The 16,523-nt window shown below is 38.9% G+C and carries 15 protein-coding genes and 1 riboswitch; of the genes, 2 read left to right on the forward strand and 13 right to left on the reverse strand.

Features of this window, described 5'->3' with window-relative positions:
- The 3 genes from JQM81_RS09285 to JQM81_RS09295 form a co-directional block, all read right to left on the reverse strand.
- On the reverse strand, positions 1 to 888 hold the full coding sequence (locus tag JQM81_RS09285) for a carbohydrate ABC transporter permease (RefSeq protein WP_235233232.1): 888 nt from the start codon (positions 886 to 888) through the stop codon (positions 1 to 3).
- A gap of 49 nt (positions 889 to 937) precedes the next feature.
- Entirely contained in the window at positions 938 to 2,239 is a 1,302-nt protein-coding gene (locus tag JQM81_RS09290; RefSeq protein WP_235233233.1) for an ABC transporter substrate-binding protein, read from the reverse strand.
- A gap of 104 nt (positions 2,240 to 2,343) precedes the next feature.
- The gene (locus tag JQM81_RS09295; protein WP_235233234.1) at positions 2,344 to 3,393 is read right to left on the reverse strand and encodes a uroporphyrinogen decarboxylase family protein; all 1,050 of its coding nucleotides are present in this window, start codon (positions 3,391 to 3,393) and stop codon (positions 2,344 to 2,346) included.
- 189 nt (positions 3,394 to 3,582) lie between these two features.
- On the opposite strand from JQM81_RS09295, the gene JQM81_RS09300 reads away from it, so the two are divergent.
- Positions 3,583 to 4,194, forward strand: coding sequence for a peptidylprolyl isomerase (locus JQM81_RS09300; RefSeq protein ID WP_235233235.1), 612 nt, complete (start codon positions 3,583 to 3,585; stop codon positions 4,192 to 4,194).
- A gap of 94 nt (positions 4,195 to 4,288) precedes the next feature.
- Here JQM81_RS09300 and JQM81_RS09305 read toward each other — a convergent pair whose 3' ends face one another.
- The 10 genes from JQM81_RS09305 to JQM81_RS09350 form a co-directional block, all read right to left on the reverse strand.
- Positions 4,289 to 5,158 (reverse strand): uroporphyrinogen decarboxylase family protein, encoded by an 870-nt coding sequence (locus JQM81_RS09305; RefSeq protein ID WP_235233236.1) that lies wholly within the window; start codon positions 5,156 to 5,158, stop codon positions 4,289 to 4,291.
- 10 nt (positions 5,159 to 5,168) lie between these two features.
- The gene (locus tag JQM81_RS09310) at positions 5,169 to 6,194 is read right to left on the reverse strand and encodes a uroporphyrinogen decarboxylase family protein (protein WP_235233237.1); all 1,026 of its coding nucleotides are present in this window, start codon (positions 6,192 to 6,194) and stop codon (positions 5,169 to 5,171) included.
- Positions 6,195 to 6,208: 14 nt separating this feature from the next.
- Positions 6,209 to 6,859 carry a corrinoid protein gene (locus JQM81_RS09315; RefSeq protein WP_235233238.1) on the reverse strand — a complete coding sequence of 217 codons (651 nt, stop codon included), beginning with the start codon at positions 6,857 to 6,859 and terminating at the stop codon, positions 6,209 to 6,211.
- Between the two features lie 17 nt (positions 6,860 to 6,876).
- Positions 6,877 to 7,812 (reverse strand): CobW family GTP-binding protein, encoded by a 936-nt coding sequence (locus JQM81_RS09320; protein ID WP_235233239.1) that lies wholly within the window; start codon positions 7,810 to 7,812, stop codon positions 6,877 to 6,879.
- Between the two features lie 82 nt (positions 7,813 to 7,894).
- Positions 7,895 to 8,071, reverse strand: a riboswitch (cobalamin riboswitch).
- A gap of 68 nt (positions 8,072 to 8,139) precedes the next feature.
- Positions 8,140 to 9,225: a uroporphyrinogen decarboxylase family protein gene (locus tag JQM81_RS09325; RefSeq protein WP_235233240.1), complete on the reverse strand. Its 1,086-nt coding sequence runs from the start codon at positions 9,223 to 9,225 to the stop codon at positions 8,140 to 8,142.
- A 12-nt stretch (positions 9,226 to 9,237) separates the two neighbouring features.
- The gene (locus tag JQM81_RS09330; protein ID WP_235233241.1) at positions 9,238 to 10,155 is read right to left on the reverse strand and encodes an AEC family transporter; all 918 of its coding nucleotides are present in this window, start codon (positions 10,153 to 10,155) and stop codon (positions 9,238 to 9,240) included.
- Between the two features lie 111 nt (positions 10,156 to 10,266).
- Positions 10,267 to 11,100: a MetQ/NlpA family ABC transporter substrate-binding protein gene (locus tag JQM81_RS09335; protein ID WP_235233242.1), complete on the reverse strand. Its 834-nt coding sequence runs from the start codon at positions 11,098 to 11,100 to the stop codon at positions 10,267 to 10,269.
- 74 nt (positions 11,101 to 11,174) lie between these two features.
- Positions 11,175 to 11,843 (reverse strand): methionine ABC transporter permease, encoded by a 669-nt coding sequence (locus tag JQM81_RS09340; protein ID WP_235233243.1) that lies wholly within the window; start codon positions 11,841 to 11,843, stop codon positions 11,175 to 11,177.
- On the reverse strand, positions 11,843 to 12,844 hold the full coding sequence (locus JQM81_RS09345) for a methionine ABC transporter ATP-binding protein (RefSeq protein ID WP_235233244.1): 1,002 nt from the start codon (positions 12,842 to 12,844) through the stop codon (positions 11,843 to 11,845). The genes JQM81_RS09340 and JQM81_RS09345 overlap by 1 nt, the downstream gene beginning before the upstream one ends.
- A 244-nt stretch (positions 12,845 to 13,088) precedes the next feature.
- A complete protein-coding gene (locus tag JQM81_RS09350) occupies positions 13,089 to 14,249 on the reverse strand; it encodes a double-cubane-cluster-containing anaerobic reductase (protein WP_235233245.1) in 1,161 nt (386 codons plus the stop codon).
- A gap of 302 nt (positions 14,250 to 14,551) precedes the next feature.
- Here JQM81_RS09350 and JQM81_RS09355 point away from each other — a divergent pair, with 302 nt between their 5' ends.
- Positions 14,552 to 16,306: an IS1634 family transposase gene (locus JQM81_RS09355; protein WP_235233246.1), complete on the forward strand. Its 1,755-nt coding sequence runs from the start codon at positions 14,552 to 14,554 to the stop codon at positions 16,304 to 16,306.
- Positions 16,307 to 16,523: the final 217 nt, after the last annotated feature.

Raw genomic sequence — 16,523 nt, forward strand, 5'->3', positions numbered from 1 at the left:
CTATATCTCTGAAGCTTCTCTCTTTATCATACCACGCTGTAGTAATGCCACAATCAAAATTACAATAAACAAAACATTCGATATCGCCATCGCATATCCTGCCGAACCCGAACTAAAGCATTTCGAGTACGCATATACAACCAGCGTTGTCGATGCATTGTTTGGTCCTCCTCCAGTTAATGTAAAGATCAAGTCAAAGCACTGCAGGGAACTGGTTATGGATAAAAATACACCCATGATGATGGTCGGCTTCAGCATAGGGAGCGTAATCATGAAAAAGCTCTTCGTTTTGCTTGCACCATCTACTTTTGCTGCCTCATAAAAGCTGTCGGATATTCCTAATAATCCGGAAGAATATATAACAACATAATATCCTAACGTCTTCCACACCGCCACCATTGCAACGACTGTCAATGCCGTCTTGGCATCTCCCAGCAACATCGAAGGTTTTATTCCGAATAATCCAAAAAACTTCTCTATGATTGGAAGTTTTCCATTCAACAATTCTCTCCATACTACACCAACAACAGCGTTAGAACAAAGCACCGGAATAAATATAATACTATTAGCAAGCTTTCCAAGAAACTTTTTTCGATTCGCCACCAGAAATGTTGCCACCACAATACTCAATATCGTCTGTAACGGTACAATCATAACCATTAACTTAATTGTATTCTTCAATGCTTTTATGAATTTGCTGTCCGACATTAATTTCGCATAATTTTCGAATCCACGAAATACCGGTTCACTCATAATGTTGTATTTGGTAAATCCAAGTACAATGGATACTATTACCGAACCAATTACGAATGTGATCAAAATTAATGCAATCGGCAAGATATAACAATATGGTTCTATCTTTTTTATACTTCTTTTCTTTTTCTCCATAGTTCCCTTTCAAAAGAAATGCCCGCATTCAAGCGGGCATTTCTGTCAATTATTCTTTATCTGCCCAATATTCATCCAGCAGACCATTCGCATATTCTTCTGCTTCACTTAGTCCGTCTTCTACTGTTAATTCACCAGACATAATTCCCTGGAAATCAGCAGATAACTGTGTCAGGATATCAACACCACATGGACCAACCTGAAGTCCGTGCCACTTATCTTTATCTTCATTGTAGATCTTAGCCATCTTTTCATCACCAACATATGGCTCACTCTCTGTAAGTGCAGCACCCGGGCATTTTGCATGATACTGTTCCATAAAATCAGAACCAGTTACATACTTGATGAAATCCATTGCAAGGTCCTTGTCATCAGCAGCAGACATCAATGTCAGACAATCTGTAGCACCAAAGGTACCAAAATCGACATTTTTAAGGGAGGTTACAAAATCCCAATTCAGTTCCGGATAAGTCTCTGCAAATGTTGTTCCATCTGTCTGAGAAGAACGATAGATACCAAAAGCAGATTTTCCTTCTCCAAAGATTGTGCTGAATGCATCTGCCCAAGAATAAGACATGAAGTCTGGATTCATATACTGAGTCATATCTTTCAGCCAAGTCATAGCCTCTACACCTGCATCGTCTGCAAATGAAACAGATTTCAGATCATCATTGTAAATCTGTCCGCCATTCTGCCACAATGCCCAGTAATAATATGCATTTAGGATCTGCATTGCGCCGACATCGCTGGTATTCATACCGCAAGCCAGTCCAAACTGATCAATCTCTCCATCTCCATCTGTATCCTGTGTTGCCTTCTCACAGATACGTGCAAAATCTTCCCATGTCTCCGGAGCGCTTTCGCCCAATTCTGCAAGAATATCTTCATTATAGTATAACACAAACGGAACACCTGTAACTAATGGCCATCCATATTGTCCGTCCATCATATATCCATTACTCAGATACTTATACTCTTCTTTATCTTCATCTGTTACATAATCAGACATATCTTCTACAGCACCTGCATCAATATATGTAGGGAACATCTCGTTATACATATAACCAACATCCGGTCCTTCTCCGGCATTCAGAGCAGTTGTATAAGTCTCTTCATATTTTTCCCATGGAACAACTGTGATGTTGACTTTGCAGTCATTCTCTTCTTCCCAGTCTCCCATCAGACCGCCCCAATTATTCTCAGTATCATCATCAAGTGGCGGAACCCATACTTCCAAAGTCTTTTCGGCAGAATCTGACTCACTTGAATCTCCGCCGTTATTTCCACAGCCTGCACATAATGTCGCAATCATGGAAACAACCAACAATGCGCTTATTAGTTTTTTCTTCATTTACATATCCTCCCTTGTATAGTTAGTACAATATAATCCTAGCATTTTGGGTAGACATACGCAAATTCATTATCTCAATGAATGGGTTTATTTATTCAAAAAATCTATATATGATTTCTTGCCGCTTCCATAAAATAATCCACCTGTTCCGGCGCCGTAGTCTCCGGGATATCACATCCTGTTGCCAGATGAAATCCTTTCTTCGCAAGCTTTCCAATATTCACACAATGCTCTACTGCCTGGAATATCTCTTTTTTGTTTCCGTTCATCACAATCTCCACCGGGTCAACATTTCCTGCAATTGGGATATATTCTCCCAACTCTTCTACAGCCCTCTCCAGATCAATAATATTATCCAGACTCAATTCATTTAACTCATATTGCCGCAGGTATTTCCAGATACTGTATGTCGAACCGCACATGTGAAGTGACACTTTTCTTCCAGTCTTTTTCAACGCATAATCCGTTAATTCTTTCGTATACGGATAGATGAATTTCTCATACATTCGTGGTCCGATCAATGCCGGATTGGCAACTGGATCAGCCATTGCAATTCCCATCCCATATTCGGCAGCCACGTCTATACAGCTTTTCTGACTATCGGTAATTATTCTCATTAACCGTTCAATCTGTTCTGAACATTTCCGGCAATCACGAAGAAGCAATTCCACTCCCCGCAGATTCGATGCAATCGTAAATGGTCCGCCTATACTGGCTTCAATCGGCACAATATCTGCTGCCTCTTTCTGCAGAATATCTGCTTCCTTCGCAAATGTCTGGATTCTCGGATTCTTCTTTGCATCTATGGGATCTATATCATCCAATTGATCATATGACTTCAAAAAAGGCTCATCTGCATAAGGAAGTCCCTTTTCCGGATATACAAATCTCCCTCCCAACGCTTCCGTGATTCCCCTGGTATTTGGTCCGATCGTAATCCGGTCATACCCATATCTGTTAAACGCAATAACCTCGGCATCTGCCATCTTCTGTGGATCATGCCAGAAATCCCAGACTGTAATTCCTGCAAGACTGCACTTCAGTTCACCCATAAAAGGAACACAGGGAACTCTGTCACAATCTCTTCCGGCTGCGATTGCTTCCGCTCTTTCCAATGGCGTCATCTGATCCGCTCTATGTTTTACCGCTCTCATTTCATCTCCGCCTTTTCATTTATATTGATCTGTATCTTCATTCTTCTTTATTCTAGATGATTTTAGACATATTCGCAATTGGCAAATATACAGTCTTGATTTGCATTATTTACCTTCACATTTTATAATATTAATATCAGGGACGAAAATCCTTAATCCCATAAAATTTACGAAAAAGGAGATAAACTCATGAATCCGACTGCTACGATATATATGGCAAACCAATCTCGCATCGTCATTGAACTCTTACCTGAGACTGCACCGAATACAGTATCCAGCTTTATCTATGCTGCCAGCCATGGTGTCTTTGACGGCCACCCAATCGAACGGATCGTTCCCGGACACTGGGTCGACATCAGTTATACCGGATTTCGAAAAAAAGAAGGGCAATATCTGATTCCTTTTGAATATGAACTTCATCCAGAACTCACACCTCTGGACTCCGAGGTCGGATGCGTATGCATGGGCGGATATGATGATCTTGGTCAGGCAGGCTGTGAATTCTTCTTCCCCTTACGTCCTTGTCCGGAACACAAAGGACACTATCCAGTCTTCGGGAAAGTGATATCTGGAATAGAAGAAATTCTCCGCCTGGAGCACGTCGCAATCCGTCCGGTTGACGATTTTCCGATTCCTGGTCTTATAGTGAATACTCCTGTAGAACCAGAGATCATCGACCATGTAGAATTAGATCTAAAAGGCATCACTTATCCAGATCCGATTCGCATAAACGAAGGTGTCATGACTCCTTCATGGGCACAGTTCTGGGAACGTCACGGCGATACGAACTCTCATGAATAAAAGCATCTATATTTGATAATAACAAAAAGGCTGTCAATGGAACGTTCATTTCTTTACCTGATTCCAGACAGCCTTTCACACCCTTAAACCTACTCTACTTCAATTTCACTTCTTTAAAGATACCATTATCCATATGATATCCCACATTTTTAATACACATCTGGCCCGCGAATTTTATCTGACCGGTCATCTCAATGCAGGCCGCTCCATATGACATCGGCCCAGTCAACTTCCGGTCAACCAACTCTGCCTTATCCATTCCGAGCAGCGCAAATGTTGTCTTCGGGCACAACAAGATTAAGGTCTTATCATCCGCAAGTGCTTCTGCTTTTTTCAGAAATTCATAAGTAAATTCTTCTACGACCTGTTCCGCCATCTTCGGCCCCAGAATATTTACACCACCGGAAGAATCTGCATAACTAATGAGGTCTACATCATACTTTTTCGCCTCTTCCATGAATTTTAATATCTGATTACCGAATTTCCAGAACACTTCTTTCATAATCTCCGGCTTTTTGCGCCATCCTTTGAACACATATTTTGCATCAATCAAAACATTCAGAATCGTAAATGGTCCAGATATCTGGAGAACTATATGTTCCCCTTGGTCGCGGAGTGCTTTACAAGCAAGCAGAACCTCATGGATTCTTCCCTGAGAAAAATCAATTTCCGGTAGTTCCAGCAGTTCTTCTACTGCAGTACAGATATATTCTTTTGCCCGTGGTCCGGTCGTCTCATTTCCATAATTAATGATGCCGCCCATTGCTTCTGCCTCAACGGTGTGGCAAAATGGCAGTTCACAGAAAGAAGCGTTATCATGCTCCTTCAATGCTTTTGACAGTTTTGCCATTGTATCCCAGTGCATATATGCATCCGGGAACGTAAGGTCAAGTCCATCGGTTACTTCTCCACTGATTCCTACTGAATTATCATAGGTACAGTGAAAATCTTTGATGTCTCCCATAATAATTCTCCTATCCGAACAATACTTTTTCTGCATCCTTTGCAGCTCTGATTGCTGCCCTCATGTTCTCATCCGGCGTTGACGGCGGTACGTCGCAGTCTCCGCTCAAAATAAACCGCCCATCCTTTGCAGCATCCATACATTCTTTATAAGAGAACTGGTACACTTCTTCTTCTGTTCCTTCCAGAAGAACAGAGACACAAGGGATGCTTCCCATTAATGCTACCTTATCTCCATATTCTTCTTTGATTTTCTTAGTACTGGTATCAGAAATATGCCAAGCATCTCCAGACTCATTTAACACCAGATCAAATCTGTCATCATATAATCCACAAGTATGCAGCACGATTGGTGCTCCATCGTCTTTGATTCTCTTTAATGCACGAATATTACTTTCCGAAATACATTTTTCATAGGATCTTCTTGAAATGCAATATCCGCCGAAATTCGGTGTCGGGAACCACAGGAAATCAACCCCGGCATCCGTAAGTACTTTACAGGACTCAACGACTGCATCTTCTACATAATCAGAAATTGCACGGAACAATTCCGGATTCTTTACCATCGCTTTAAATGCCGGTTTTGCTCCCATTAAGGTAAATGCTACCGCCGTCGGTGTATGTACGATTACAAATATAGGCTCGTCTGGTTCTTCTTTTCGCATCAACTCAATAGTCTTTAATATCCCTTTTAATCCCATACACTCTTCAGCTTTAAAGGGACGCAATTTTTTGATATCTTCTAATGAATGTACGACATCATCCCCATCTCCGACAATCTTACCTTCACTGTTCGGAAGATGGCCACCCATCATCCGGGCAATTCCACTATATGCACCAGCACACAAACCATCATATCCAAGTTCACGTCTGGTACCGACCATACATTTTGTAAGCTTCTCTGGATCCATCAATGCCTCTGGCATTGTATATCCATAGCGGGCAACCGGAAGTGAAAATGCATTCATAATTACGGGAATCCTATCGGCGCCTTTTCCTTCCAAAATTGCCTTTACCGCTTCTCTTTTTCCCATCATAGTATTCTTCCTCCTTATGCTGCTCCGACCAACTTCTTTGCAAACTCAACTGCTTCAATCGCACTTCTGGTATATCCGTCTGCACCAATACGTTCTGCGAACGCCGGAGATACCGGTGCTCCGCCGACCATAATCTTGACCTTATCACGAAGTCCTGCCTCTTTTAATTTCTCAATAACTGTAGCCATGCCCGGCATTGTTGTAGTCATTAACGAAGACATACATAAGATATCTACATCATTATCTCTGATATAGTCCACGAATGCATCCAAAGGCACATCTCGTCCCAGATCATGTACATCGAATCCTCCGGTCTCCATCATGATTCTCACAAGATTCTTCCCAATGTCATGAGTATCTCCTTCTACAACACCGATTAACACTTTACCAATACTTGTGTCTTCTGTGTCTGGCAGATATTTCTGGAACTCTTCGATTCCGGCATACATTGCATCAGAACATACAATCAGCTCCGGCACAAAGTATTCTCCTTCTTCATACATGGCACTGGCTCTCTTCATTCCATCAACCAGTCCTTCCAACATACCTTCCTGTGGATCATAACCGCATTCAATATACTCTTTGACCACGTCTACAACTTCCTCATCCTCCATATCAAACACACAGTCCGATAACTTCTGCAACAACTCTTCCTTTGCCTGCATCTTGCTTCCTCCTTGCATTATATAGAAAACAGCTCCCTAATCGCTGTTTCATCCAGATTACATCCTATAATAATAATCTTATCCACTTTCGTTCCTTTGCCGTTATCCGAGATATCTGCCACTTCCACAATGGATGGTGTAAAATCAAAATGCAACACTCTTCCATCCCCTGCTTTTACAATTCCTTTGGCACGCAGGACTTTTCCATATTTTTTATCCTTTAATCCATACAACGCCTTCTCTAATTCATGAGCAGTCATTTCTCTGGCATTTTCTATTGACATACTGGAAAATATCTTATCTGCGAAAGCCGGCGACATCATGATCTCTTCCATATCATCTTCCGGATTATTTTCATAATCTTCTGTCATATCCAAAAGCTCTAACAATGCTGCGCCTTCCATCTTACGCCAGTCATCTTCATATATAACAGCATCGGGATTTACCTCTCTAATCTCCGAAATCAATCGATTCTTTTCCTCTTTTGACACCTGTTCCAGATTACTCAATAATATAAGTCCTGCATTTTGAATCTGATCCAGGTAAAACGCACCAAATCCATCTATATAATCTTCAAACTCCGTAATATCTGATATTACAATCAATTTGGTAATTCTAAGATCTATCCCTTCCTTTTCTCTTGCCCGATCACAGGCCTTTACAACATCTGTAAGCCTTCCCACACCAGAGGGTTCAATAACAATCCGGTCTGGATGGAACTGCTCTGCAAGTTCTTTAATCCCTTTTTGGAAATCCAGCGCCAGACTGCAGCAGATACATCCTGCATACAATTCTTTAACCGGAAGATCCTCCTGAATCAATTCTCCATCAAGTCCCACATCCCCAAACTCATTCTCTATGACTACCGTTTTTCCCTTCAGAAGTGGTAGATATTTATTTAAAAAAGTTGTCTTTCCAGCTCCCAAAAAACCTGATACAATCTGTACTTCCATTCACTCACCCCTAAGACATGCTTTATAGCAGAAAAAAACGGTGCAGAAAAAGCAGCGTAAACACACCGCTTTCTCCCCACCGATAAGCTCGTTCATATATAGCAGGTCTCCTGACTTAACTTCTCCCTCTAATCCTGCCTTCCTCTATCCCAGAGTGGTATTCAGGTTATCGTCTGTCATACAGTAGAGCGGGCTGTTCTGGACTCTCACCAGATTTCCTTTTCAATGCCTATGCATCACTATATATGTTACTACTCATATGGTAGCATAAAATATCTTTTCATCCCAATTGATAATTCCAATAGTTTTATAGACAATTCCTATGAATTATATTTCTATCATTCCTTTTGGCATACAGCCTTTTTTCGCCCCTCTTCCGTAGATTGCTGCCGCATTCATGAATGCAATCATATTCTCTTTCGGCGTTCCTACCGGGGTTGTACATCCAGGGCACAGATTATATCCACAAGGATTATCGCCTGCATCTGCAATACATTTTTTTACATGTTCTTCAATATCTTTAACCGTCCCATTTCTCAGTACATCTACCGGCATTAGATTACCGCTGATAGCAATTCTGTTGCCATAACCCTCTTTCAATTCTTTCAAGCTCTCACAATTATCTACCCAGAATCCTGAAACACCGGCATCAACCACTTCCTGCCACCGGTCTTTTGTATGTCCACAAATATGAATAGACGTTGCTCCCTGAAATTCGTTCAATCTTTTAACAGCCTGTTTCAGATAAGGCACAAAGAATTCATTAAACTGTCTTTTACTTAAAAGATCCCGAGAAGCCATTGGCTCTGATAACATAAACTTAATTCCCAGTTTCTGATTCATATCTCTGCAGCACTTCACAATACAATCTGTGCTATATTGAAGAAGTCGATGTGCACCTTCTTTATTTTTCACTGTTGCTTTTAAGAACGTTTCTGTTCCAATCAGACTGGCAGCTGTTGTAAGTGGACCTGCAAGACCGCTGCCAAGAACCCGTTCTGATCCGAATCTTTCCTGTAGCCGTTCAAACGCTTCAATAATAATGGGGAATCTTCCGTCTTTTTCCACATTCACCAACTCCATGTTCTCCACATCTGAAAAGCTTTTTAATGCCGGTTCTAAAATATAAGACACATTTTGCTTTGGATACTCTAGTTTCGTCCCTAATGCCTCTACCAGTGTTCTTAGTCCTAATCCAATTCCCATATTATCTGCATGGAAATCTTCCGCCAGACGGCTCTCTACCTCTACCATCAAATCTGCCGAAAAATAATATTTACTAATAGGAATTCCATATAAGGGCGACACAGTCTCACTTGCGCTAAGAGAGGTCGGGATTCTATCTACTTCCTCTCCTTGTGCATAAGCAATTGTACGTTCCTTTGGGGTCATTTCTAATTTGATCAATTCCATTTTTATTCCTCCCTACGCACCACAAAACAGCATCATAAGCGGCACTGTTACAATTGATATAATCGTCGACATTGCAAATAATTCTGATGCATATATGGCATCTTTTCCGTAACGAAGTGCGAACAGGCTTCCTGTCACTCCCACTGGGCAGGCAGTCGCCAATACAATAACCGTCTTAACCGTATCTTCCACCGAAAACATTTTCAATAGTCCAATTAATAACATCGGCATAATGATTAATTTTACAAAACTCAGCCAATACAACCTTTTTTTTTGAAATGTATGCTTTAAGTCTGCCTGTGCAATATTAATTCCCGCTACCATCATAGCCATCGGCGTATTCATATTTGCAATCATTTCTAACGGTTCCTCAATAATCTTCGGCATCCTGATCTGTATAACAAAACAAATTACGCCCAATACAATCGCAATAATCGTGGGTGATGTGAATACCTTTTTCACTGATCTGAGATTCATTTTCCCAGACATCACAATAATTCCATGCGACCACAAAAGGAAATTTGCCAATGCCACATATGCTGTCATATAAAAGACTCCATCTGCGCCAAAAATGCCCTGCGCCATCGGAATTCCAATAAACCCGCAGTTAGAATACATAAGCGCAATGTGTTCCACTGCTGCATAATCTTTCTCTTGTTTGCATACAACTGCCTTACATATACACCATATAATTCCAAATGCAATCACCGACAGCAAAACAGAAATACATAATCCTGATGATAATTCCCTTGTAAAATCTTTTTGAAATGATGTAAATAGCAGAATCGGTGTAAAAAGTGTAAGCACCAGATCCGATAATTTTTTATTAATCTCTTCGTCAACAATTCCTGTTTTATAGCTGAATACCCCCACTAATGCGAGAAAAACCATAACCAATGTCTTATATAATGTAATCGATGCTAATCCCACAACCTTCCTCCTTTTCACCTTCCCAGGCAAACACACCTGTATTTAACTGGGAAGACGAAAAGGACAGCCAATAACTGTCTGCCCCTTTCCTCCTACCATCATTTAAATTCATTATTCCCAGCATGGAATCTGTGTTCCCTGTTTTTCTGTTTTAAAATACTCAGCCAGGTCATCACACTGAACAACTTCTGCAATCTCTTTTGCCCATTCAGCATCTTTATCTTCTTTTCTTACAGCAAATCCAACAGCATAAGTATCATTATCATCGGACTGGCAAAGATATCCTTCTGCAGAAAGTCCTGCATTTACCATATGACCAGCTGCAAGGCAGATTGCATCAGCATCTCCCAATGACTGTGGAAGCACAGACATCTCAGCTTCAATAAACTTAAAGTTATGAGGATTTTCTTTCACATCGTACATTGTAGGAACTTCAACAGAATCATCCAATGTAATTAATCCTTGCGCTTGAAGCATATTCAGACCACGTGCCTGATTTGTTGCGTCATTACAAAGACCAATAGTTGCTCCATCTGGAAGCTCTTCCACAGAATCCCATTTATTAGAATACATTGCAAATAAAGGATAGAAAGTTTTTGGTTCAATCATAACAAGATCTGTTCCATTTTCTGCATTGTAACTTTCCAGATAAGGGCCATGCTGATACCAGTTCATATCAAGGCTTCCTTCTGCAAGTGCTACATCTGGCTGAATGCTGTCATCAAACACACTTTCTTCCACTGTATATCCAAGAGCTTCAATCTCATCTCTTACAGCTTCCAGCTGATTTACCATATCAGCACGAATTCCAATTTTCACAACTTCTTTCTTTTCTGTAGATTCAGCAGCTGTGTCTTCACTTGAAGACTCTTTGCTTCCGCATCCTGCAAGCATTACTCCTGCCATAGCTATAACAAGAATGGCACTTAATAATCTTTTTTTCATAATTACCTCCTAAAATATTAATATATCTAAAAACAGAATTATTCTGTTATTATTCTGTTTTTATTCCATTATCTTTATTTTAACTTTTTATAAATCCAGTCACCAAAATATTGTATAATTGCAACCAGAACAATTAATATTGCACAAATCGAATACATAATCTGCTGATTAAAATTCTGATAGCCATAAGTAAGCGCCACTGCTCCTAATCCGCCCGCTCCAACGGCTCCTGCCATGGCTGTTGCTCCAAGCAGATTAATAATCGCAAGGCACAATCCAGAAATAATAGATGGTACAGATTCTTTTAACATTACTTTTATAACAATCTGCCATTTTGAAGCTCCAAATGACTGCGCTGCTTCAATTAAAGCAGGATCCACTTCTTTAAAGCTATTTTGAAAAATTCTTGCCATAAATGGTGTACATGCAACGGTAAGTGGAACCAGAGCTGCTGTATCTCCTATAGAACTTCCCACAATCAGTCTTGTAAATGGAATGATAGAAACCATCAAGATAATAAATGGGAAAGAGCGTATTGTATTCACGATAAAATCCAGGATCCTGTTGATTACAACATTTTCATATAATCCACCTTTTTCAGTCACAATTAAGATAACTCCAAATACGAACCCTAAAATTGTTGATATAAAGCCTGAAATCAAAAGCATTTTCAAAGTATCAAAAAATGCCGGGACAATAATCATCTGACAGATTTGTGCAAATGTAAAATTTTTTAATGACATTATTCCTCTTCCTCCTCTTCCTCATCAACGACTTCTAATTCACGCCAGTTAATCTGTTTCTTATCTAAATACTCTGTGATTTTCTCAAAGTGCTCATTATCCACATTGATAACGAAGATTCCCATACTTTCATTTTGATATTCCTGGATTTTCCCATTCAAGATTGGAAATACATATCCTAAATCAGAAGACATCTTTCCAAACAATTCTCCGTCATGAAGATCATTGACCATATGTGCAATCTGAAGGTTATGCCCAGTCTTTGGCAAATTTACTTTTTCTTCACCCAACAGTCTGCGAAGTGACTTTGGCTGTTTAATAAATATATCTTTTACTGTTCCTTCATCTGCAATCTTACCATGTTCCAAAATACAAGCTTTATTGCATGCCTTTCTAACCACTTCCATCTGATGTGTAACAATAACAATTGTAATTCCAATCTTCTGATTAATTTCCATCAAAAGATCCAGTATAGAATTGGTTGTCTTCGGATCTAATGCTGATGTTGCTTCATCACAAAGGAGAATCTGCGGATCCATAGTCAAAGCTCTTGCGATAGCAACCCTCTGCTTCTGACCTCCGCTTAAGTTTCTCGGCTTTGCATTCATCTTATCCGTCAATCCAACTAATTCTAATAATTCTTTTACTTTTTTATCAATTTCCTCTTTTGAATATTTCCAACATTGCATCGGAAGCGCTATATTCTGATATACCGTTTCTCTTTCCAACAAGGAGAAATGCTGAAATATCATTCCTACATGTCTGCGGAATTCTCTCAATTCTTTCTCTTTTAATTGATTAATCTCACATCCATTTACTACAAGGCTTCCTTCCTGATAGGAAGTCAGTCCATTAATACAGCGCAACAATGTCGACTTTCCCGCTCCACTTCGACCAACCAAAGCATAGATATCACCATCTTCAATTGTCAGATTAATATCTTCTAGAACGCTGCTACCATCATCTTCCCATACTTTTTTTAAATTCTTTATTTCAATCAATTTTCTTCCTCCTTGTACAACACTCTTACTATTTTATTGAAATAAGCCTTTAGTTTCATCATCTACAATTCCAATATTTTGTCATTCTATTGTGCATTGCGCACAATTTTACGCATTAATATTTGGTTATATTATTTATATAATCTATATATTCTTCTATTTATTTTTATCATCTATATAAGCTACAATTTCCCAAAGAAAAAAATGCTCACCGAAATGGTGAGCATCCAAATCTATTATATTATTATTTCATACGGAGCATTTCAATAAATGCCGCCATCCTTGTGTTCAACTGTCCAATATCCCCTTGCGAATAATCCGTAACAATATCAAGATATGGAATATGCTTTTCTTCATTGACAAAGTTACGAACACTAATTGATTCCATCTGAACAGAATGACATCCCGACAAAATCATCTCCACAACTCCATCGACTTTAAAGTCATCGATCATCCGGCCTAACAACTCAATACGATTATCATTTGGCGTCATAATCGCACACCCAATATAAAAATACTTTTTTGCGATCGCATCATATACATCCGGATTATTCTCATCTACTAATTTATCAATTACTTTTGCACCTGTACAATTTTCAAAAGCAACAACTACACCGCCATTATTCTCAATTGCTTTCACGACTTTTTTCGAATCTCCACCAATTGGACATCCTGTTATCAGTATTCTTGGACGATGTTCCTTCTTTGGTTTCTCTTCATACTCTTCCAGGATCTGATTCGTCAAAGCGTCCAATTCTTTTGGAACTTTCTCCAGATTCAACTTATACTTGCTTCCATATAATACATCAAGCAATTCCATCCCCATAATTGGAACTGGATCCAATTTCATGACTTCATACAAGCGTTTCAACGCTATCCTTCGTCGATTTTCAATCTGAATTGCATGCTTTATATCATCTTCCGTAATAACAACTTGAAATTTTTCTTCCAAATAATGTCTCAGGCGGATAATCTCCTGCTTCCACAACTCAAGTCCTTTTTCAGACTGAATATTGGGAAGTTCCATCACAAAGACATCCTTAAATTCTGCCATCATCTCATACATCTTTTTCTTTCCGTCGCATGTCGTCTCTCCAACAACAAGATCAGAAAAATGAAAATATGGACATCTGTCAGAAATTGCATATCCATAGCTAGATTTAATTAAGGGGCAAATATTTTTCGGCAATATACTCTCTGCAATCTGAACCGTTTCTTCGGATGACGAGCATAATCCTACCGGCACAGCTCCCATAGCAATTGCTATTTCACGCGGAAAGTAAGAGCAATACGCTCCTATTATAGGAGTTCCCTTTTCTTTAAATTCCTTTATAGTTAAAAAAGACTGTTTTTTTTGCTCTGCAAACTCTTCAAAAATCTCAGGAAGCTCTTTAATAATATTCATATTAACTCTCCTCACACATTATCACTTTTATCTTAGCATATGCTTCCCAAAATTCCAATTATTCTCCATACAAACATCGTTCTCTCAATTATGCAAACTGCACAATCACATGCTCTCCGGGTCTTTGACACCTTATTTTTAAAAATATTATAAAGAATCTTTTATTTAAGCCGTTTTCGGCTTATTTTTTTGTCAATTTATATGTTTATATTAGTGCTATTTTGTGCCATTTATGTTATAATAGGATTAATGGTTAGTTTTGTTTTCAAATCATTTTGTTCTGTAGAAAGGAAGCATTTATCATGTATGTTAATATCACGGGTAGCAAAAACAATAAAGATGTATATATAACACAATCTTATAGAAAATCAGATGGTAAAACATCTTCACGGATTTATCGAAAACTCGGCAAACTAAATGATTTATTAGAACAGTTTTCAGGCGACGAAGGAAAAATGATGGCTTGGGCCAAAGCAGAAGCTGCTAAAGAAACCGCTCTTTATAATCAGCAAAAAAAACAGGTTTCTGTCACTTTCTCTCAAACAGCTCGCATTCCATTGGAAGAGGAACGTTTTTTCAATGTAGGTTATCTTTTTTTGCAGCAATTATGTTCTGAATTAAGACTGGATAACATTTGCAGGAACATTCGTAACCGTCATAAATTTACTTACGATTTTCATGCCATTCTCACAGATTTGATTTATGCAAGAATCCTTTCACCTTCCAGTAAGATGAGCAGCTATTCTTTCTGTCATTCTCTTTTGGAACCTCCTAAATATTCTTTGCAGAATGTTTATCGTGCTCTCTCTGTTATGACAGAGGAATCGGATTACATCCAAGAAGAACTTTATCGAAATTCAAACTTTGTGCATCATCGCAATTCAAAAATCTTGTATTACGATTGCACGAATTACTATTTCGAAATCGAAGAAGAAAGTGGCGACAAGAAATACGGCAAAAATAAAGAACATAGGCCGAATCCAATCGTTACTATGGGACTTTTTATGGATGCTGATGGCATCCCTCTTGCTTTCGATATTTTCCCCGGAAATCAAAACGAACAGCTTACACTAAAACCATTAGAGACAAAAGTAATTAAAGATTTTGATTGCAGCGAATTTATCTTTTGTTCGGACGCTGGATTAGGAAGCGTAAAAAACAGATTTTTAAATAGCTTTGGGAATCGTTCTTATGTAATTACTTACTCATTGAAAAAAATGAAACAGGAAGATCGTGAAATAGCCTTGAATCCAACTCAGTTTAAAGTTCCTGGCTCGAATAAAATGATTGATCTAAGAACCCTTGATGAAACGGATCCTGATGTATTTCATACGGTTTATTACAAAGAAGTACCTCTTGTGACCGGAGATATGGATGAAACAATTATTGTTACGTACTCACCTAAATATAAAGCTTATCAACAAAAAATTCGTAGTCGTCAGATTGACCGTGCGCTGAAAATGATACAGTCTCCCGGAAAATGCAGACGAGGAAAGAATCAAAACGACCCTGCACGTTTTATTCAAAAAACCTCCATTACATCAGATGGCGAAATCGCAGATAAGTATGTTTATGAATTGGATGAAGAACGCATAAATGAAGAATCCATGTATGATGGTTTTTATGCTGTTGTAACAAACCTTGAAGATAACCCGGCTGAAATCATAAAGATTAACAAGCGACGCTGGGAAATCGAGGAGAACTTCCGAATCATGAAATCCGATTTCGAAGCCAGACCGGTTTATGTGCAGAGAGACGATCGTATCAAAGCACATTTTCTTACGTGTTATATCAGTCTCTTAGTATATAGACTATTAGAAAAGAAACTAGGAGAAGAGTTTACATGTTCTCAGATTTTGGAAACACTGCGTGGTATGAATATGACGCTATTAAGCAAAGACAGTGGTTACATTCCATCTTACAAACGAACAAAACTAACAGATGAACTTCACAGTTCATTTGGATTAAGAACAGACCTCGAATTTATATCAAAAGCCTCCATGCGAGGGATTATTTCAAAGACAAAAAAGATAAATAGCACAAAATCAAAAATATAGTACATATCGATGCAAACGAACAAACAGCCACAGTGCCCGTAATTACAGGTATTATGGCTGTTTATTCTTCTTTTAAGTGTCAAAGATGGGATTATAACATAATAATGGATGTTTTAAAAGGCAGAAGACAATTTCAGACATGATAGAGAATCTATTTACTGATTCATCAAACGGACTTGCATTTCCACTCACACTATGTTATACTCTCAATCGCAAC

The organism is Faecalicatena contorta (assembly GCF_021531895.1).
GTDB lineage: Bacteria > Bacillota > Clostridia > Lachnospirales > Lachnospiraceae > JAFBIX01.

Bases quoted from the DNA above. Each gene is read 5' to 3' on its own strand.
- JQM81_RS09315 (WP_235233238.1), bottom strand. From the start codon at position 6,859: ATGCAGGCAAAGGAAGAGTTGTTGCAGAAGTTATCGGACTGTGTGTTT.
- JQM81_RS09285 (WP_235233232.1), bottom strand. From the start codon at position 888: ATGGAGAAAAAGAAAAGAAGTATAAAAAAGATAGAACCATATTGTTAT.
- JQM81_RS09320 (WP_235233239.1), bottom strand. From the start codon at position 7,812: ATGGAAGTACAGATTGTATCAGGTTTTTTGGGAGCTGGAAAGACAACT.
- JQM81_RS09290 (WP_235233233.1), bottom strand. From the start codon at position 2,239: ATGAAGAAAAAACTAATAAGCGCATTGTTGGTTGTTTCCATGATTGCG.
- JQM81_RS09325 (WP_235233240.1), bottom strand. From the start codon at position 9,225: ATGGAATTGATCAAATTAGAAATGACCCCAAAGGAACGTACAATTGCT.
- JQM81_RS09310 (WP_235233237.1), bottom strand. From the start codon at position 6,194: ATGATGGGAAAAAGAGAAGCGGTAAAGGCAATTTTGGAAGGAAAAGGC.
- JQM81_RS09350 (WP_235233245.1), bottom strand. From the start codon at position 14,249: ATGAATATTATTAAAGAGCTTCCTGAGATTTTTGAAGAGTTTGCAGAG.
- JQM81_RS09355 (WP_235233246.1), top strand. From the start codon at position 14,552: ATGTATGTTAATATCACGGGTAGCAAAAACAATAAAGATGTATATATA.
- JQM81_RS09295 (WP_235233234.1), bottom strand. From the start codon at position 3,393: ATGAGAGCGGTAAAACATAGAGCGGATCAGATGACGCCATTGGAAAGA.
- JQM81_RS09305 (WP_235233236.1), bottom strand. From the start codon at position 5,158: ATGGGAGACATCAAAGATTTTCACTGTACCTATGATAATTCAGTAGGA.
- JQM81_RS09335 (WP_235233242.1), bottom strand. From the start codon at position 11,100: ATGAAAAAAAGATTATTAAGTGCCATTCTTGTTATAGCTATGGCAGGA.
- JQM81_RS09340 (WP_235233243.1), bottom strand. From the start codon at position 11,843: ATGTCATTAAAAAATTTTACATTTGCACAAATCTGTCAGATGATTATT.
- JQM81_RS09300 (WP_235233235.1), top strand. From the start codon at position 3,583: ATGAATCCGACTGCTACGATATATATGGCAAACCAATCTCGCATCGTC.